Here is an 18,395-nt window from a genome sequence, read left to right as displayed (position 1 = left end):
GTTTGAGTAAACCGGCGGACCGGAAAAACTAGAGATTTCAATCTTCACCTTGCTACAATACCTCCGGACTCTCGCCTGCCTGTCCAATTTCTGATACAATACCGGCGGACCCGGCAACACGAGTCCCTGGCACGATCGGGGATAGGCTATGGCCGAAACGGGCACGGCTCTTACGAGAGCGGATTCTACAGCCTGGAGCATCGCTTGCAATCGCGAGCCGACTATTCGTGCGCTCGCCAACCTACCTAAAATTACCCGCGCCGCCATGTTGGATGCGAGCGCGGAACTGAGTCTGAGCAGGTCGCGCCTTTTTGAGCTGGTGGCGCGCTACCGGGAAGATCCCGTTACCAGTTCCCTTGTCGATCGGCCCGAAGGCTTTCCCAAAGGACGCCGCCGCCTGCCGCCAGAGGTCGACCAGCTCGTCGCCTCCGAAATCGAGCAGTTCTACCTAACCCGCCCCAAGCCAACCCTCGCGCGACTGGTACGCGACATCCGGCACGCCTGTTATGAGCGCGGCCTACGCTCTCCAACGCGTAAGACGATCGCCGCACGCGTTGCCACGATCGACCGGGAGCGGCTCATCAGGAAGCGCGACGGGGCGAAAGCAGCGTCTGATCGATATAGACCAGTGATCGGATCTTACACAGCCGACCATCCTCTTCAGATCGTCCAGATGGATCACACGCCTGCCGACATCATCATCGTCGACGAACATTTCCGCAAACCTCTCGGTCGCCCGACGTTGACCCTGCAGATCGACATCGCGACGCGCGTGATCCCAGGCTTCTATATCTCGCTCGAAAGCCCGTCGGCCACGTCAGTCGGCATGGCGATCCGTCACGCGGTCCTGCCAAAGATGGCTTGGCTTGAGGAGCGGGAGATCAAGATTGATTATCCCATCTTCGGCATTCCCAAGACACTGCATCTCGACAATGCCCCAGAGTTCCGGTCCCGGGCGCTGAAGCGCGGCTGCCAGCAGCATGGCATCAATCTCAAGTACCGGCCCCGACGTACGCCCCACTACGGCGGCCACATTGAGCGCCTGATCGGAACAACGATCGGCGCCGTGCACCTCCTACCGGGTACGACCTTCTCAAATATCCAAGCCAAAGGCGATTACGACGCGGAAGGCCAAGCCTGCATGACACTGCGCGAGTTCGAGCAATGGTTTACGATTGAAGTTGGCGTCTATCATGGTTCGATTCATAGCGAGCTTGGCATTCCTCCCCTCACGGCCTGGGCCGACGGGCTCGGTGTTCGCCCCGATCCGCTCCGGCTCCCGGCCGATCCCGATCGCTTCCTGCTGAATTTTCTCCCTTTCGAAATGCGGAAGATCAGGCGTGAGGGTATCGAGCTGTTCCACGCCTTCTACTGGCACGGCGGTTTAGCCAGCCTCATCGCAAACTGCGGCCAAAAGCTCCCGATCAAATACAATCCCCTCAACCTCTCGGCAGTCTACGTCGAGCTGTCCGATAACGAGCATCTGACGGTCCCGCTTAGTGATCGGCGGCGGCCTGCCATCACTAAGTTCGAGCACGACCTGGCAGTCCGAACGCTGCGCGAGCGCGGGCGCCAGGCTGTCGATGAACAGTCGCTGTTTGACATGGTCAACGAGCAGCGGCGCATCGTCCTTGACGCGATCCACAAGACTAAGGCGGCCCGAAAATCCGCGCAGCGTGTTGCCTATGCCCTCGAAGCAGGTTTTCCGCCGTCCCCGCACTCTCTGCCGCCGCCGCCCACATCGCCCGAGCCGGATGATACGGAGCCTATTGTCCCGTTCCAGATCGAGGAACGATTATGACCGACCTCTACGATCATTTGTTTCCCGCATATCGCGAGCAGGCGGTGTTATCCGATGAAGAGCGCATCGACTGGCTGCGACGCGACCGATGGGTTTCGCTTCCGCAAGCCGAAGCGGCACTCGGCAGGCTTGAGGATCTGCTGACCTATCCGCAGCGCGGGCGCATGCCCTGCCTGCTGCTGTTCGGATCGACCGGGATGGGTAAGAGTGAAATCCTCAACCGCTTCGCTGAACTACACGCGAGCAGGTACGACAAGCGCGCCGGTCTCACGACCATGCCGATCGTGATGGTGCAGATGCCGCCGCAACCGACTGAGGACGAATTCTACACTGAGCTTATGCTGGCGATGAACTATGCCGAGTTCGATCATATCAGCCTGCGATCGCTGCGCTCACTCGCACGACGGACCCTTGGCGAGTTCGGAACCAAGGTGCTTGTGCTCGACGAAATCGATAAGATGCTGGCGGGCTCGCCGCGCCAGCAACGGATATTCCTCAACACTATCCGTTTTCTGACCAACGATTTGCGCATCCCGATCGTATGCGCGGGCACGGAAGATGCGCGCATCGCGATCCTCACCGATCCCAATCTCGCCGACCGCTTTGCCGCTTTCGAGCTTGCCCCATGGCGTAACGATCACAGCCTGCGCCAGCTTATGGCGAGTTTCGCGGGATTGCTGCCCTTACGCCGTTCTTCCCGGCTCGATGACCATGAGGTCCGTCAACGCGTCATTGCGCTAACCGAGGGCGTGACAGGCCGGATATTCCGAATCATGGAGGCTGTCGCCATTGAGGCGATCCGCAACGGCCGCGAGATGATCGACGCCGACAGCTTCGAAGACGACCAGCTATTGCTCCCGCTCGTGTCGATGCAAGTAATTGCCAGCGCCAAGCGGGCGATGCGCCGGCGCGCGGCATGATTGCACCCAATGTACCGCTCGCTGACGAACTGCTCACGTCCTGGCATGCGCGCCAGCGCCGATCGCGCCGCGGACGAACGCTTTCCAAGCCCAAAGCGGTTCGAGATCGCAAAGGCAACTGGCGACACCCCGATATTCGGCCGATGCAGGCTTGGCTGAAAGCCGCCGCCGATCGCCTGGACGTGTCGGCAATTCGCTTGGCCGAGCAAAGCCTTGCACGGCGATACCCTGCTCTCGCGCTCGACTTTCTGGTCTGGGAGCACCTACCCCGCCCGGTCGACTATCCCGAAGTCAGCGCCGTTCCGAGGCTCGGCATCTCCTGGTGTAGCCGGTGCCTCGCAGAGGGCTTTGCCAATGACGAACCTGCCTACGTCCGGCAGCAATGGGTATTGGCCGCTTCAGGGTTCTGCCACCGGCACCGCTGGCCTTTGGAGGACCGGTGCAACGCGTGCGGATCGCTGAACTGGCGCTTTGCGACGCCGGCCCGCGGGCCGCTACGAATGATCTGCGGGGCATGCTGGCGACCACTGGAAAGAGCTTCCGTGTCGACACTCGACGCTGAAAAGGCCGCCCGGGCCTGCTGGGACCACGCCATTACATTCGAGTTGCAGTTGATGGGTGCCATGGCAGGCAAAACCCCCGACCAGTTCCGCTTCAACTTCACATCGGCCAGCCAGCTCCTCGATCAGGTGCGCGACATTTGCAGCCTCCTGAACCGATCCCCGCCGGGCCACGACCATTGGGGAGGCAGGACCAGGGCCATCGCGCTCAACGATTTCGCATGCGACGCGATAACGCCCGGCATGCGCGACTACCGATTTCTTTCATACGATGAACCGAACCCACTCGCCACGGCAACACCACTGCTGCGCCGGTGCCTCCTTGCGGCCGCCCACGCAATCATCGACTCCGATCCAGGGACGACCACCGCGCTGTTCGGCCCTGACGCACCGCCGGCAATCGACACCTTCGTCGCCGGGATGAATCGCGAGCTGCTTGACAGCTATCCCGCCGCCACGGGCCACTGGTCTCCCACGTTCACTCGACAAATTGAGGCTGCAAAGCAGCGGAGGCGGCGGCGCTCGACCCTCGCAAAGTTCAAACTACGCCGTTTCGCCGGCAACACAGCCTTCGCGGAGGTGTAGCGGTCATCTCGCGGGACTTCCTTCCAAGCCCCGCTCAGGTGTCCATCAAATGCAGCTTCTCGGCTTGGTCAATCACCCGCCGGACCCCTTCAGGCGACCACGCCAGCCCACCCCGCGGAGTTGGTTCACGCAGATCCCGTGTCAGCCACGCGGCGATTTCTCGCAGCGAAGAATCCGGATGCGTCTTTCGTCGATCGGCGACAAGCCGCGCGACCCGCGTATCAGGCGGCAAGCGCGGCGCCGGATCGAGGATCGTCGGGTCCGCATACCCTGCCTTGACCAGCGTTCGGCACGCTTTCACGAGCGTCCGCTCACTGAACGAACGAACCGGCGGTGTGATCGCGCGGATTTGTCGCAGCACGATCCCCCAGGGGAGGTGTGGCCGCAGTCGCGCGACCGTGGGTAACCATCGGTGCCGATCATCGACCAGTTCATGGAGATAGCGCTCCTTGAGGGCGTACCGGATGTCTGCGATCGCCGCTGGATCGCGCGAGCGCATCTTCGGGTTCCCGGGCTTCGCCCCGCGCGCGACAGCGGCCTTGAGGCCGGCCCTGGTCCGTTCGCGGATCAATGCTCGCTCGAATTCGGCGAAGGCGCCGAGCATCTGGGTCATCAGCATGCCTTGCGCGCTCGACGTGTCGATGGGATCGTGGATCGAGCGGAAATAGGCCCCCTTCCCCCGCAAGGTCTCGACGATCTCGAGCAGATGCGAGAGCGACCGGGCCAAGCGGTCGATCCGGACCACCAGCAGCGTGTCGCCGTGCCGCACGCGCTCGAGCGCTCGTGCAAGGTTCGGCCGATCGCGGCTGCCACCGCTCGCCTTGTCCTCGAGGATCACCGTGCAACCCTCAGCGCGCAAGGCACTGAGCTGCGCGGCGGTGTCCTGTTCGTCGGTCGAGACGCGCGCGTAGCCGATCAGGGCCATTTGTCACATTCCATATAATGGGGTCAAACGACCGGTTGCCCCCATATGATATGAATTCGAGGACCTTATGGCCAGCTTTGATTGAGGTGGTCGAGTTCGATCGGCCCATCTCGACGGCCACAGAACCCGCTGTCAGCCCGGCTCTCCCGCGCGGACAGGCAGCGTCGGCTTTCACATCCTGGCGAGCTCGAAAATGCGGGCAGTCTGCGGGGTTTTCTCGGCAGAGGCCGCACCAGTCCGGGGGTTTGCTACCCAGAATCCGGCGGTTTGGGGACAATCTGGCGCGCTACGTCGCGCGGTAAGCCAGAGTCCGGTCGTATGGGGAAACCGACAATGGCGGCGAGAGATAGCGCGGCTTTCTCTTAAATGATGGGGTCGCGATAAACACCCATTATCACGACTACACATCATAGCATACTTTACCGAAATTCCTTTTCGGTTCACAATCGGGCATGGTCAATGCCCACGCAGTTTCCCGGTATGGCCCCGACTATACTCCGAAAATGGTCACGGCCATAGCCTCTTGTTCGGCGGCCATCGCCCGTCTTGATGCCCGGATTTCGGCGAGTTCTGTCGGTTCGGCCTGGTCTCTCCGCGCGGCATGGACGGGCTTTGCGGAGGCCCTGCAATTGCAGGGCGTCGAAATCGACGAAATCGACGTATTTTCCTGGGGCTGCGGGCTCAATATCCCCGGCCGGGCCATTCGAGCGACCCATCTCGACGAGTTCGCTGAATTTGACGGTTGGCGGCAAGCGTTGCTCTCGAGCGACCCGCTCGAATGGCGCGATGCACTTCCCCCGTCGGTGTTCGATCAGCCCGAGGCGGCCGAGCACCCTCCCCTCATTCGTGCCATCGACCGTGTCAGGCAATATTCACGGCAACTCGGCACGATCGCGCCCTGGCTTGGGCTACCCTTCTCCCTTCGTGATCAGGGTCTATCCCACGTCCCACTGCCCTGCCTCTGCGGCGGCGCCAAGGCTATGCGGCTGAAGCCGCGGCTGTCCGACACGGACTGGCTGCCGATCGTGAGGGCGCTGCAACGTGCTGCCGCTGATGGGACTGAGCGGCTCGACCAGCTCGAACGACTCTATCGTGACGCGCAGCGCGCGATCGTCAGCGAGTACAGACCGGGAGCCCTCCCCTCTTTGGCGGCTCTGACCATTCACCGTCCTCTTCTCTCACCGCAATTTGTCTCCGAGGCTCTCGGCCTCACTATAGCTGGTGCGAGCAAGCTCCTGGAGCGCGGTGTCGGGTCTGGGTTGCTGGTTGAAGTCACGCGGCGTCGTTCCTGGCGCGTTTTCGTGGCCGGAGATCTCGCGGTGACATTCGGATATGCCTCTCCCCAGCGTGGCCGACCGCGATTGGAGCCCCCTCCCCCACCTGTCGATCGAAGCCTAAGGCAGGTTTTCGACTCGTTCGATGAGCAGATGGCGGAGATCGATCGACTTCTGGCGCGCTCCTGATCCAGCTATCGTCGCGATGAAGACGCCATCGACGCGAGAGTCGCGTGCTGCCGTTTGGCCGATTTCGGCCGTTTCCGTGCTGTGCCGCGTTATGTGCCGCGTGTTGTAACGCGCTGGGTGCCGCGATGGCGCGCTGCCTAGCGTTCGCGCGGCGCAGCGCGCTGGCGCTTACGGCCTCGCGTGCCGCAGCGCTGGCGCGTGTTCGGTTACTAGCACTTGCGCCCTCGCTGCTACTAGCGCCGTCAGTAGCGCGTGTGCCTTTCCCAGCGCGGCCAGTAGCGAGGTCGCCTTGCACCGCGCCTACACATGCGCTATCAGGAGCGCAGATCAATTGTGCCGCGCTGCCTGTGCCACGTCACATGGGTGCCGCGCCCGCGACCCACAGGGAGCTATTTCGTGCCAGTCATCACTATCGCGCAGAGCAAGGGTGGAGCAGGCAAGACGACGCTAGCGCTTGCCCTCGCATCGGAATTCGAGGCACTGGGCGGCTCGGTGTTCATGCTCGACGCCGACCGTCAAAACAGCCTGTTGAACTGGCACCGGGATCGGATCGCAGCGGGCAGGGGAGGGGACTCGCGCATCGCGGTCGAGGACGCCTCGCAGCTGCGGGACTCGGATATCGGTGCCGCGATCGGACGGGCGCGCGCGGCGGCCCAGCTCGTCGTCGTCGATTCCGAGGGAACGTCGAACTTCAAGACCGCCTATGCCGCTATGGATTCCGACTTCGTCGTCATCCCGACACGGTCATCGCGGCTCGATCTCGAGCGAACCGTCGAAACCAGCGATATGCTCGAGAAAATGTGCCGCGGCGTTCCATACCGCGTGCTCATTACCCAGACGGGGCAGGTGGCCCGCTCCAAAGCCGAGTGGGAGATCGACGGTCAAATCAGGAAAGCCCTCCCGACCTTCACCGACCAGATGTTCACGCTCGACGCCTTTCGCGCCATGTCGAACTACCGGATGACCCTCGCTGAGGTCGAAGCCGCCAACCTCGCCAAGACGGAGAAAGCGCGCCGCATCGCGCAAAGCATCCTCGCCGATATTCTCAGCGAAATTCAGAACAAGGAGGCAGTCGATGCCTGAAGACAAGGCCGCCGTGAGCAGCATGGGCGACATCATCGGATCGACACGGCAGCGCCTGGAGCAACCCGAAGCGCCCGCCGATCGTCTCCGCGGGCTCGTTGCCGCTACAGCCGCGCCAAAACCTGCCAGCACCCCGCCGGTCCAACGCGAGCCCGCCGGATCGGCGCTCCCAGCCAATTATTTTCCGCAGGTTACTGCCGATCTCGGCGTCACACCCAAGCGCAAGCCCCAGCGCGGTCCGGCCCGGTCGCTCCATATCAGCATGCGCCTGTCGCCTCCTGAGCGAGACCGCCTCGTGCGCTGGTGCGACGACCGCAACCTCAGCCTCCCGGACGGGATCATGGCGCTGATCGATCTGGCCGAAGGGGAGGGGAGGGCGCCCGAATAGGCCCGCTCTCGCTTTATGTGAGGAATCGGGGGAGGGCAGGCTATCCCTAAGGCCGGCCACGAAGCCCGACGAAACTTTTGCAGAAGCCTTCCCAGGATTTGTAGAGCGGCACGCCCGTTAGGGTCTTGAGCCGGTCGCCCATCTTCTCGCGAAACGCGCCGGCGATCAGATCCTTGTCCCAGCCGCCCCCGTAATCCGCCACGATCGTCAGCAGGCGCTGATCCCCGCTGAAATGCATCGATCCCGTGGGAAAGGGCTTGCTCGACGGCAATGCCGCCACAGGGGCGGCCGCCGGAATGGCCGCGACCTCCTCGACGCTGCCGTCGCGCCTAGCACGCCGTCCGACCTTGGGCCGATCGAGCTCCTTTGCCGTCTCTTCCTGCTCGACAGGGTCCTTGGGGCTGAAGGTCAGCTTTACCGCCTCGACCGGCCGGCCGCGCCCGGTCCCCCGGATTTCTTCCCATTCCACGATGAAATCGGCGAGCTGGTCGATCTCCGCCTTCGATTTGACAAGCACGTCGCGCCGAAACTCGGCGAAGTTCTTGAAGCTGCCGTCGGGCACACCCAGGCGCCGGCGCAGTTCATCGACGTTCATTTTGACGACGCGGTTCTGCCGATTGATGATCAGGCAGCCAAGATCGTACAAGGTGAGCGAATAGCGCGACTGGAGCGCAAGCATCACCCCGAGGTTCACCCGCGCATAGTAATCCGAACGCTGGATCACGCGCTTGAAGCTCTCGGAGAACTGAAACTCGACGACGCTCATACCGTCTTCGGAAATTTCCTCGACGCAGCTCGACAGCAGCGACTGCGACATGATCGCAGGCTTACCCTTCTTCGAGGTGGTCCGGATACGGACGATCACGCGTAGAAGTTCGTCCATCACCGGCTGAATGCGCTCGTTACCCTTGTGCGAGCCGCGCAGTTCCTTCTTGGTGATCGTGAACGTCTTGCTGTCCTCGCCGGCTTCCGGTCCAGCTTTCCGCAACATCAGCGCGAAAGCCTTTCTTCCGGCCGCACTCAACGACCCCGTTTCGAACTCGGATTCGACTAATTCCCCAGGTTTACTTACAAAGTCGAGGTCGCGGCGGCGAATCACATCAGCGACCCGCAACGTCCGGCTCAGTCCCTCCAGGTCAGGCGGAACCTCGATTTCTACGGTGTCCGAATCGAGCTTCATGTGAGTTGCATACCATCAGCTTGTCATAATGAGAACCGCCCCCCGTTCACTCACATAGACGTGCCCCCAGACGCTCATAGAGACGTCGTCGGGCCATGCGATCACCAGCCCCCAAGCGCTCACATAAAGCCGCGGAGCCCTCGGCACGCGACTCGCGTTCCCAAGCCGAGTCGCATTCGCTCCCCCGAAAACTCACATAAAAGATTCGTGCCGCGCGTCCGGCCCGAAGCGGCGAGCAGGGCCGCGCGGCGCGTCACCCCCGCCGACTCACATATAGATCTTCATATCGCGTTGGTTTGATTGGCTTTTCTTGGCATCCCCCGATCGCTCACATAAATGTGGGGAAATTCCTTATTTCGAACGCCCCCTTTCCGCGGGCCGCCCCCAAGACCTCACGCAAAGATCCGCACGCCTCGGCCACGATCCCCCAATCGCTCACATAAAAGAGCATCTCCGATGTCGGCGATCTTCCCCGAAGCAAAAACATACGGGGATTCAGGGCTTTCCTGGCAGCTCTTTAGCCCGTTTCGCCTGAGTCCCCCGAGAACTCACATTGTCCCCCGATCACTCAGGCTCCCGCCCCCCCTGGCTCGCACAGACGCCCCCGAGCCCTCACACTGAAGCCCCCGTCTCCTCACAAGGAGGGCACTCAACCTATTGGTTTACCGTCGTAAACGGCCCCTGAATCTTAGAATCAATGAATCTATGAAGCTCCCGCGCTCCGCTTGGGCGTTTTCAAGATTTGATTCTTTAAGAGGAGCAGATCGACCGTCCCGCATAGCCGGTAAGCTGCGCCCCAGGATAAGGTGAGCCAGCAGAGAGGCAAGGGGGAGCATGGGCCGCGAAAGGAACTGCCAATGGCCCTTGTCGCGCTCAGACCAACCCAGGACCTCATCGATCTAGTCGGCTCGCTCGGGGGAACCTGGCACGGACGCACCGCCATGTGCCCGTGTCCCGCCCACGCCGACAGCACGCCCAGCCTCTCCATTCGCCAAGGCAACCAGGGCATTCTCGTCACCTGCTTTGCCGGGTGCGACCGGGAAGATGTTCTGCGTGAGCTTCGGCGGGTCCCGAGCCGTGGTCGCTTCGCCTACACCGACACGCCCACCGCGCGGTCCGGCAACGCAGAGCGGCTCTGGGACGAGGCGCTCCCTCTCGATGGCACGCTCGCCGAACGCTATCTTCGCCTGCGACATCTCTGGCCTGTCACCCATGACCTGCGCTTCCACCCGCGCTGCCCCTATCGGCCCAAGCCGTGGACGACCTATCATCCTGCGCTGATGGTCGCGGTGCGGAAAGGGCGGCGCCTGACTGCTGTCCAGCGGATATTCCTCGACCCACTGACAGCCCGATATCGGATGAAGCTGATGCTCGGCCAGCCGGGGCAAGGCGCATGGCAGGGAGGAGGGCAGGCAGTTCCTGTGCTGGCGCTGGCCGAGGGCTTCGAAACCGCGCGCGCCTTCACCATCCTCCACGACATACCGTGCTGGACGAGCCTTGGAGCCCGCCGGCTTGACCAGCTCCTGCTGCCGTCATCGCTGACCTCGTTGATCCTGGCCGTCGACAACGATGCCGAAGGCGCGATCGCGGCAGAGCGGGCAGCCCTGCGTTACGCCAGGCCGGATCTCGTAATCACCCCCATGCCCCCCAAGGGCGTCAAGGACTGGGCCAAGGTTCTCGAGATGAGCCGGCGATGACCAGGGTCTCGCCAAGGACAGCCTGGCATTGGCGCGGCACCTTGGGGAACTTCCTGATTGCCGGAGGCAACGCGGGAGAGGAAGGCAATGTCCGGAGGAGCGCATGGCACGCATTGCGATCATCGATGGACACCCCGATACTGATCGGGCGCGCTTCGTTCACGCGCTGGCGGATGCCTATGCGGCGGGTGCCGAGGCAGGCATCCACGAAGTCCGCAGGATCGATATCGCGTCCCTGGATTTTCCGATCCTGCGCTCGGCCAAGGAATGGCGCGAGGCCGATCCTGCGGACACGATCCACAAGGCGCAGATCGACATCCGGTGGGCCGACCATCTCGTGATCCTCTATCCGCTTTCGCTATTCGATCATCGGCGGCGTCGAAAAGGGTGGCGGACACCGGAAACACTGGCTGCACCGCATCCGCCAGCTTGGCCAGGACGCGCGATAGCGCTGGTTCGGAAACTCCCGGCGAACCCCAAGCTTTCCGCGATTGCGTAGCCGGCCCCTGCCAACCACCGCGCGACTGGGCAAAGGGAAGGGGGGTTGAAGGATTGATGCTGCCGATGGGGCAGCCAGTCCGGAGACCCCACCATGTCCGATCTCTTCGATACCGCCACCGCGGCCGAACGCCGTGCGGCCACGCTTCTCATCGACCGCCTCAGGTCGACGGACCCGATCACCCGGGCCGACCTCAATGCGGCGATGATCGAAGGCTATGGCGGGACCGACGCGGACGGGCTCTGGACCCAGCGCGACAGCTTCGAGATTCTCGAGCATGCACTCGCCCACCACCTCCAGTTCGGTCCCTATCCGCTGACCTCGCTCGATGATGTGATTGCGGCCTGCGACCTGCTCGACCGGCTGCCCACCCAGACCGTTCGCAGCGAAGATCAGATCGAATGGCAGCAGTTCTCGACACCCGTCGATCTTGCTGCGGTGGCGGTAGTCCTCGCCAATATCCAGAGCGACGATGTGATCCTCGAGCCGAGCGCTGGCAATGGGCTCCTCGTGGCGCATTGCCGCGACTTCGGCTCCCTCCAGCTCAACGAATACGCATCGGGCCGCCGGGCGCGTCTCGCCGATGTCTTCCCTGACGCGACCGTCACCGGACACGACGGCGCCACGATCAACTCGAGCCTGGCGGCAGCGGCGCGCCCCAGCTTGATGCTCATGAACCCGCCATTCTCCCGGTCGGTCGGGCTGGGCGCCGACGCACACGCCGCTGTCCGGCATCTCCAGGCAGCCCTTCGCCGACTGCAGGCCGGCGGCCGCTTGGTTGCGATCATGCCCGACTGGTTCGGACCCAATGCGCGGATGCGCGATCTCTTCGAGACCACGCTGCGCGATGTCAGCGTGCGGACGTCGGTGCGGCTCGAGAAATGCTATCTGAAGCACGGCACCAGCATCGCGGTCCGGCTGTTCGTGATCGACAAGGTCCCCGGCACGACCATTCCCGCGACGATCCAGCGCACCTCCATCCGTGAGCTCATCGGCGCACTCACGATCCACGAGCGCGGGACCCTCGCGGCGCCATCGGCACCGGCTCCCAAGCGATCGAGCAGCCCCTCGCTGTTCCGCGCCATGAAGAGCAATCGCGCGCAGCCGCGGCCCTATCACGCTCCGGTGCGCAACAACGTGTTGCCCGTCGACTACGCGCCGCTCGACACGCCGGCGCCGCTGCTCGACCAGGTCGGTGTCTATCTTCCCTATCGTCCGAGCCGGATCACCTTCGACGCCGCCGGCGAACATCCGACTGCCCTGGTCGAATCCGTCGCGATGGGCTCGATCGCGGCGCCGATCCCGGCCTATGTGCCGCGGCTCCCCGAACGCACTGTCTCCGAACGCCTGCTGTCGGCCTCGCAGCTCGAAACCGTCGTCTATGCCGGTCACGCCTGGGACCAGTTTCTGCCGGGGAAGTTCAGGCCCGCCAAGGAAGGCGTCGGCCTTGAGGAAGCGCAGGATGGCCGCGCCTATCGCATGGGCTATTTCCTCGGCGACGGCACCGGGGCGGGGAAGGGGCGGCAGGTCGCCGCGTGCATCCTCGACAGCTGGCTCGCCGGGCGCCGCCGGAACATCTGGATTTCGAAGAACGAGGCGCTGCTCGAAGACGCGCGGCGTGACTGGACCGCGCTCGGTGGTCTCGCGGCCGACATCCAGCCCCTCTCCAACTGGAAGATCGACCAGGCGATACCGCTGGAGCAGGGCGTGCTCTTCGTCACCTACCCGACGCTTCGTTCGGCACGCGGTGACCACAGCCGCCTCCAGCAGGTCATCGACTGGGCAGGCGACGACTTCGAAGGCGTGATCGGCTTCGACGAGGCGCATGAGATGGGCGGCGTCGCCGGCGGCGAAGGGGCGCTCGGCAAGAAGGAGGGCTCGCAGCAGGGCATCTCCGGGGTCCTGCTCCAGAACCATCTGCCCGGCGCGCGGGTACTCTACGCCTCGGCAACCGGCGCCTCCGACGTCAACAACCTCGCCTATGCCGTGCGGCTGGGCCTGTGGGGGCCGGAAACCGCCTTCAGCAACCGCGAACAGTTCATCTCCGGCATCCGCAAGGGCGGCATCGCCGCGATGGAGCTCGTCGCTCGCGACCTGAAGGCGCTCGGCCTCTACACCGCCCGCGCGCTCAGCTTCGCCGGCGTCGAATATGACATCCTGCGGCATGAGCTGACGCACGAGCAGATCGCGATCTACGACGCCTATGCCGACGCCTGGGGCATCATCCACCGCAACATGGAGCATGCCCTAGAATTGACGGCGGTGGTCGACGGACTCGAAAATGCGACGCTCAACAGCGGTGCCAAGGCGTCTGCGCGCTCGCGGTTCGAGTCGACCAAGCAGCGCTTCTTCGGCCAGCTCCTCCTCAGCATGAAACTCCCGACCGTGATCGCGGCGGCGAAGGCGCATCTCTCAGCGGGGCAGTCGGTGGTCCTTCAGCTGGTCACGACCGCGGAATCGATCCTCGATCGGCGCCTCGGCGACCTATCGCCCGACGAGCGGGCAAATTTGGAAATTGATCTTAGTCCCCGTGAGTACGTGTAATGTTGAGCTCAACATTAGACANTTGATCTTAGTCCCCGTGAGTACGTGTAATGTTGAGCTCAACATTAGACATATTCTTTGCAGTCGCAGTTTATGTCGAGCGTGGCGGCAGGAGGCGCAGGTTTCCTTCGGTTTTCCATGATTTCACTCCAGATAATATGAGGGTCAGGGGGAATGTTCGGTGACGGGCTAGGCCCGCCTTCGAACATCGGTAAGCATGGTAATCAGGGCATCGGATGGTGGCTTGAAGCGCCCGGGCTTGATGGCGGGGGCACCATGAGCCGCGAGGATTTGCAGCTTCTCCTCGGGATCGGCCCGCAGGTATGTCTCGGTGCTCTGTATGCTGGCATGGCCAAGCCACAACGCGACCTTGCGGATGTCCCCGGTCGCCGCGAGCGTGTGCATCGCGCTGGAATGGCGCAACACATGCGGCGTAACCCGTTTGCCGAGGATCGACGGCTGCTTCGTTGCCGCGGTCTTGACGTGCTCGGCCAAACGGAATGCGAACCCGTCACGGGTCATGGGTTGCCCGTTGGCATTGAGGAATATCTCGGCAGCTTGCGCGTCGGGCCGTATCGCAAGCCACGCGCGCAATGCGAACTGGGTCTCCTTCCAGAGCGGCAGGACCCGTTCACGCCGACCCTTGCCCATGATGTGCACGGTGGACAGGGAGCGGTCCGGGAAATCGCGCAGCTGCAGCGACACAAGTTCCGATACCCGGAGCCCGCCGGCATAGGCCAGATGCAGCATGGCGCGATCGCGGGTGCCAAGCCGAGTGCGGGGATCGGGGGCGTCGAGCAACGCCTTGATCTCGGCCCGGTCGAGATAGTCGATCAGCGCCTTGTCAGTCTTCTTGGTCGGGATCGATCTGACGCGGAGAGCCTGATCGAGGCAGGCTGGAATGCGATACTCGATATACCGGAAGAAGGACCGGATCGCAGCGAGCCTGCCATTACGGGTCCGCACGCAGCTGCCGCGGCCGGTCTCTACATGGTCCAGGAAGGCCATGATCATGTCGGTGCCGAGATCCTCGATCTCAAGATCGGTCGGCCGACGCTTCAGCCGATCGGCAGCGAACTGAACGAGGAGGACGAAGCAGTTGGCATAAGTCTTCACCGTGTGCGGGCTGACGGCACGTTCGCGTGGCAGATGTTCACGCAGGTATGCCGAGAGATGGGGAGCGAGCGCCGTCATGCCGCTTCTCCCCGGTAAAGTTGCTCGCTGGCGGCAGCGATGTCGCGCAGCAGCACCGGAGTGGCTTCGAGATACCAATACGTGTTGGCGACCGACGCGTGCCCCAGATAGACGCTGAGTCCGGCCATGTGGTGTGCGATCGCCTCCCTGTCGGGCGGACATGCCTCAAGCGAGCGGACAGCGAAGGTGTGCCTCAGATCGTGGAGTCGCATGCCCGCCGTACCGGTTGGTCCACGATATCCGAGCTGCCGGGCTAATCTGACGAACACGACGTGGGCGCGCACCTTGTGCGGTGCCCGTCCCCGGATAGTGACGAACAGGTCGTTGCCCCTGGCCGCGTGCTTCTCGCGGAGGGCGAGATAGGCTTCGAGTGCTTGGCGCGTCGATGGCTGCAAGGCAATCAGCCGCTGCTTGCCGAACTTGCCGTTGCGGACGATCAGGCCATCCTCGACCAGATCGTTGCATTGTAACGCGAGGGCCTCGGAAATCCGGAGACCTGTCGCCGCGAGCAGGCCGAACAGGTAATGGTATGTGTATGGGCTGATCGTGCCTTGGGGTGGAACGTCCAATGCTGCAGTCATGATCGCCCGCACTTGGTCCGGTTCAATGATGGTCGGCGTCGGGCGTGGCCGCTTGCCCCGGCCGAAGACGCCGGCAGGCGGAACTTCGTGGCCTGAATCTTCGGCCTGAGCGAAAAGGCTGAAGTTACGTGCGGTGTCGAACCTCCGGCGGGCCACATATTGTGAGCTCGACGTGTGGCACCAGTCGTAGATGCGCTGGACCTGAGTGTGCCGATCGCCGAAACCCTCGGCGTAGGCAGCGTACTGGCGGAGCATCCGGTCCTGTTCGGAATACTTGCGACCCAGGCTGCGATGCAGAGCGACGTATCTTGAGATGTGTGTGTTCAACATGGCAGGTCTCCGGGCCAGGGCTGCGCGATCTTCATGAGCATCGGCAGATCGACCTTGGCGTAGATGGCAGTGGTCTCGGGCGAGCTGTGACGCAGGATGGTCCCAACGGACTCCAAGCCCGCGCCGGTGCGCAGCAAGTTGGTGGCAAGCGAATGCCGGAATATGTGCGACCCGGTCGGCACCCCTTCGATCCCACCGCGCTCGTGCGTGCGTGCAACGATGCCTGCGATCTCCGCGGACGAGCTGAATGGCCGGAACGGAGCTTGCACGCGCAGGAACAGATGCTCTTCGACGGCCTTCGGGCGGGCTGCCGCAAGATATGCCAGAATCGCGTCGCCGACATCCTGCGGCAGTGGCAACCGGTCCGGCCTTCGGGTCTTGCCCTTGACCCGGATGTACCCGCCCCGCCAATCGATATCGTCGAGCCGCATGTCCCGGACATCGCCCGCTCGCAATCCGAGCCTGGCGAGCAGGAGAATGATGGCCTTGTCGCGGACTTCCACCGGCCGATCAGTCGGACAGGCTGCAATGATCTTCTCGATCGTGGCCGGGTCAACGTGACGGGGTAACGCCGAAAGGCGGTAGCGTTGCACTGATGGTATCGCGTGCAACAATGCCGGTCGGCACTCGCCTTGCACGATCAAAAACCGAATGTAGCTCCTCATTATCGTGACGAGCAGCGATGCCGAACCCGGCGTCTCCTTGCTTCGTCGTTGGAACGCGCGCCTGAGAGCGGCTGCATCCCATTTTGAAGGCTCGCCGAGCATGGGCATGAGCCGCGTGATATCGGTCCGGTAACGCCGGATCGTCTCGTCGGTCGCGCCGCGATGTTGCTTGAGCCATGTCAGATATGCCGCCATGTGCGGGTTATCGTCCACCACCGGTTCGACCGATGGGATGACGCCTCGACCCCGCAGAAACTCGACGAAGTGCCGAGCGCAGCGCCGCCGCCGCTTGGTGCCCGTGGTGACCAGCTTGCCCCGCTTGCGCCAGACCGGGCAACGACAATCATGCACGGCGTACTGGTCGATGATCGTGTCGTCGATATCGGCCCACCGTCGTCGCGCAATGCGAAGCCAGGCCACGACATGCTCGGCCTCGGATCGATAGGACTGCGCCGGTCCCTGCGCGAGTTGCAGGCTATTGATCGCGTCGAAATAGTCGGCGAGGTGCCGTGGCAGATCGTCGATCCCGTCGTCGACTTCGACGTAGCCTTGATCTTCCAGGAAGCGGACGAAGCGTCTGACTCGCGCTGCCATGTCCGCCTTATATACTGGCTGCTGCGCTGAATACCGGTGGCACCGGCACCGGTGCTTCTCGAACCGCCGAACAGCCCGATCGTCGATCGTGCGGACCGCGATCCCATGGAGTTCCAGCCAATGCAGGAAATGGCGGGCAGCAGCGCCAAACAGAACCGCACAGGCTGACCTCTCGTCGAGCGACAGAGAGGAGAGGAATGCGGTGAGTAGGGTGTCGTGTCTGGGCGGGTCTTCGACCCGGAGCGGGGCCGCTCGAAACGGCAATGATGATCTTGTTCGCATTTAACTTCCTTCGACTTGTTGAGGTCGAAGGAACTGTAATTATCTGGAGTGAAATCATGGAAAACCGAAGGAAACCTGCGCCTCCTGCCGCCACGCTCGACATAAACTGCGACTGCAAAGAATACATCATCGATTACCTCGAGCGTGCCTTCCCGACCCGGCAGATGCGCGTCTTCAAGGACGACACCGGCACGCCGCGCTCTTTGCCGATGGTGAATGATGACGGGCACCCCGTCTACAATCCCGAGGCCCAGGCCGCACGCGACGCGCTGATCGAGAAGCTCTGCGCCATGCCCCCGATCATGTCGGCGCTCGATGCGCTGCTCGAGCATTTCGGCCATGACAATGTCGCCGAGGTCACCGGCCGGACCAAACGCCTCATCACGGCGAGCGACGGGCGCCAGAAGCTCGAAAGCCGCTCGGCGCGGACCAGCCAGGCAGAGGCCGCAGCCTTCATGGCTGGCAAGAAGCGCATGCTGGTCTTTTCCGACGCGGGCGGCACGGGTCGCAGCTATCACGCCTCGCTCGACGTCATGAACCAGGAGCAGCGCGTCCACCTGCTCCTCGAACCCGGCTGGCGCGCCGACCGCGCGATCCAGGGGCTCGGCCGAACGCACCGAACCCATCAGGCGACCACGCCGCTGTTCCGGCCGGTGACCACCGACTGCAAGGGCGAGCTGCGCTTCACCAGCACGATCGCACGGCGGCTCGACAGTCTCGGCGCGCTGACGCGCGGCCAGCGCCAGACGGGCGGGCAGGGGCTGTTCGACCCGGCCGACAACCTCGAAAGCGAATATGCCTGCGCCGCGCTCCTCTCCTGGTTCGACCTGCTCGCGGCCGGCAAGCTCTCGAGCACCACGCTCGACGATTTCCAGCACCGCACCGGCCTGGAGCTCTGCGACAAGGATGGCGTCCTGAAGGACGAGATGCCGCCGATCCAGCGCTGGCTCAATCGCATCCTCGCGCTGCCCATCGCGCTGCAGAACAGCATCTTCGACGAATTCCTGTCGCTGATCGAAACCCGCGTGAGAACGGCGGTGGAAAACTAGACCACGGTAGCGGCGGGATTGTCCGGCTGCGGGCGGCGTAAAAGTCGTCCACTTT

At 63.2% G+C, this 18,395-nt stretch carries 14 protein-coding genes and 1 pseudogene; 10 read left to right on the top strand and 5 right to left on the bottom strand.

Features of this window, described 5'->3' with window-relative positions; genetic code table 11:
* Positions 1-148: 148 nt before the first annotated feature.
* From CV103_RS07295 to CV103_RS07285, 3 genes are read left to right on the top strand one after another with little or no spacing between them, the layout of a single operon-like run.
* Positions 149-1,801: a Mu transposase C-terminal domain-containing protein gene (locus CV103_RS07295; RefSeq protein WP_170112583.1), complete on the top strand. Its 1,653-nt coding sequence runs from the start codon at positions 149-151 to the stop codon at positions 1,799-1,801.
* Complete coding sequence (locus tag CV103_RS07290) at positions 1,798-2,721, top strand: TniB family NTP-binding protein (RefSeq protein ID WP_107394497.1); 924 nt, start codon at positions 1,798-1,800, stop codon at positions 2,719-2,721. The genes CV103_RS07295 and CV103_RS07290 overlap by 4 nt, the downstream gene beginning before the upstream one ends.
* Entirely contained in the window at positions 2,718-3,866 is a 1,149-nt protein-coding gene (locus CV103_RS07285; RefSeq protein ID WP_107394496.1) for a TniQ family protein, read from the top strand. Before CV103_RS07290 ends, CV103_RS07285 begins: the two co-directional genes overlap by 4 nt.
* 34 nt (positions 3,867-3,900) lie before the next feature.
* Here CV103_RS07285 and CV103_RS07280 read toward each other — a convergent pair whose 3' ends face one another.
* On the bottom strand, positions 3,901-4,791 hold the full coding sequence (locus tag CV103_RS07280) for a recombinase family protein (protein ID WP_107394495.1): 891 nt from the start codon (positions 4,789-4,791) through the stop codon (positions 3,901-3,903).
* A gap of 452 nt (positions 4,792-5,243) precedes the next feature.
* On the opposite strand from CV103_RS07280, the gene CV103_RS07275 reads away from it, so the two are divergent.
* The 3 genes from CV103_RS07275 (at position 5,244) to CV103_RS07265 (ending at position 7,725) form a co-directional block, all read left to right on the top strand.
* Positions 5,244-6,254 carry a hypothetical protein gene (locus tag CV103_RS07275; protein ID WP_245896715.1) on the top strand — a complete coding sequence of 337 codons (1,011 nt, stop codon included), beginning with the start codon at positions 5,244-5,246 and terminating at the stop codon, positions 6,252-6,254.
* Between the two features lie 396 nt (positions 6,255-6,650).
* A complete protein-coding gene (locus CV103_RS07270) occupies positions 6,651-7,337 on the top strand; it encodes a ParA family protein (RefSeq protein ID WP_107394493.1) in 687 nt (228 codons plus the stop codon).
* Complete coding sequence (locus CV103_RS07265; protein WP_107394492.1) at positions 7,330-7,725, top strand: hypothetical protein; 396 nt, start codon at positions 7,330-7,332, stop codon at positions 7,723-7,725. The genes CV103_RS07270 and CV103_RS07265 overlap by 8 nt, the downstream gene beginning before the upstream one ends.
* 46 nt (positions 7,726-7,771) lie before the next feature.
* Here CV103_RS07265 and CV103_RS07260 read toward each other — a convergent pair whose 3' ends face one another.
* Positions 7,772-8,905, bottom strand: coding sequence for a replication initiation protein (locus CV103_RS07260; RefSeq protein WP_107394491.1), 1,134 nt, complete (start codon positions 8,903-8,905; stop codon positions 7,772-7,774).
* Positions 8,906-9,762: 857 nt separating this feature from the next.
* On the opposite strand from CV103_RS07260, the gene CV103_RS07255 reads away from it, so the two are divergent.
* From CV103_RS07255 to CV103_RS07245, 3 genes are all read left to right on the top strand, one after another.
* Positions 9,763-10,602: a DUF7146 domain-containing protein gene (locus CV103_RS07255; RefSeq protein ID WP_107394490.1), complete on the top strand. Its 840-nt coding sequence runs from the start codon at positions 9,763-9,765 to the stop codon at positions 10,600-10,602.
* 103 nt (positions 10,603-10,705) lie between these two features.
* Entirely contained in the window at positions 10,706-11,101 is a 396-nt protein-coding gene (locus CV103_RS22815; RefSeq protein WP_245896714.1) for an NAD(P)H-dependent oxidoreductase, read from the top strand.
* A gap of 93 nt (positions 11,102-11,194) precedes the next feature.
* Positions 11,195-13,645, top strand: coding sequence for a strawberry notch family protein (locus CV103_RS07245; RefSeq protein WP_107394489.1), 2,451 nt, complete (start codon positions 11,195-11,197; stop codon positions 13,643-13,645).
* 189 nt (positions 13,646-13,834) lie between these two features.
* Here CV103_RS07245 and CV103_RS07240 read toward each other — a convergent pair whose 3' ends face one another.
* The 3 genes from CV103_RS07240 to CV103_RS07230 are packed head-to-tail and all read right to left on the bottom strand — an operon-like array spanning position 13,835 to position 17,291.
* Complete coding sequence (locus tag CV103_RS07240; protein ID WP_067182623.1) at positions 13,835-14,839, bottom strand: tyrosine-type recombinase/integrase; 1,005 nt, start codon at positions 14,837-14,839, stop codon at positions 13,835-13,837.
* Positions 14,836-15,750 carry a tyrosine-type recombinase/integrase gene (locus CV103_RS07235; RefSeq protein WP_067182626.1) on the bottom strand — a complete coding sequence of 305 codons (915 nt, stop codon included), beginning with the start codon at positions 15,748-15,750 and terminating at the stop codon, positions 14,836-14,838. Before CV103_RS07235 ends, CV103_RS07240 begins: the two co-directional genes overlap by 4 nt.
* Positions 15,744-17,291: a tyrosine-type recombinase/integrase gene (locus CV103_RS07230; RefSeq protein ID WP_067182629.1), complete on the bottom strand. Its 1,548-nt coding sequence runs from the start codon at positions 17,289-17,291 to the stop codon at positions 15,744-15,746. The genes CV103_RS07235 and CV103_RS07230 overlap by 7 nt, the downstream gene beginning before the upstream one ends.
* On the opposite strand from CV103_RS07230, the pseudogene CV103_RS07225 reads away from it, so the two are divergent.
* Positions 17,273-18,334 (top strand): annotated as a pseudogene (locus CV103_RS07225) (strawberry notch C-terminal domain-containing protein); the annotation flags it as partial. The gene CV103_RS07230 and the pseudogene CV103_RS07225 overlap by 19 nt on opposite strands.
* Between the last annotated feature and the right edge of the window lie 61 nt (positions 18,335-18,395).

This window comes from Edaphosphingomonas fennica (assembly GCF_003034225.1).
Taxonomy (GTDB): domain Bacteria; phylum Pseudomonadota; class Alphaproteobacteria; order Sphingomonadales; family Sphingomonadaceae; genus Sphingomonas_E; species Sphingomonas_E fennica.
Note: the sequence above shows the minus strand (reverse complement) of the source record. Positions and strands in the feature narration are given on the sequence as shown.

Coding starts and splice junctions, on each gene's coding strand:
- CV103_RS07295 (WP_170112583.1), top strand. CDS start 149: ATGGCCGAAACGGGCACGGCTCTTACGAGAGCGGATTCTACAGCCTGG.
- CV103_RS07290 (WP_107394497.1), top strand. CDS start 1,798: ATGACCGACCTCTACGATCATTTGTTTCCCGCATATCGCGAGCAGGCG.
- CV103_RS07285 (WP_107394496.1), top strand. CDS start 2,718: ATGATTGCACCCAATGTACCGCTCGCTGACGAACTGCTCACGTCCTGG.
- CV103_RS07280 (WP_107394495.1), bottom strand. CDS start 4,791: ATGGCCCTGATCGGCTACGCGCGCGTCTCGACCGACGAACAGGACACC.
- CV103_RS07275 (WP_245896715.1), top strand. CDS start 5,244: ATGGTCAATGCCCACGCAGTTTCCCGGTATGGCCCCGACTATACTCCG.
- CV103_RS07265 (WP_107394492.1), top strand. CDS start 7,330: ATGCCTGAAGACAAGGCCGCCGTGAGCAGCATGGGCGACATCATCGGA.
- CV103_RS07260 (WP_107394491.1), bottom strand. CDS start 8,905: ATGAAGCTCGATTCGGACACCGTAGAAATCGAGGTTCCGCCTGACCTG.
- CV103_RS07255 (WP_107394490.1), top strand. CDS start 9,763: ATGGCCCTTGTCGCGCTCAGACCAACCCAGGACCTCATCGATCTAGTC.
- CV103_RS22815 (WP_245896714.1), top strand. CDS start 10,706: ATGGCACGCATTGCGATCATCGATGGACACCCCGATACTGATCGGGCG.
- CV103_RS07245 (WP_107394489.1), top strand. CDS start 11,195: ATGTCCGATCTCTTCGATACCGCCACCGCGGCCGAACGCCGTGCGGCC.
- CV103_RS07240 (WP_067182623.1), bottom strand. CDS start 14,839: ATGACGGCGCTCGCTCCCCATCTCTCGGCATACCTGCGTGAACATCTG.
- CV103_RS07235 (WP_067182626.1), bottom strand. CDS start 15,750: ATGTTGAACACACACATCTCAAGATACGTCGCTCTGCATCGCAGCCTG.
- CV103_RS07230 (WP_067182629.1), bottom strand. CDS start 17,291: ATGCGAACAAGATCATCATTGCCGTTTCGAGCGGCCCCGCTCCGGGTC.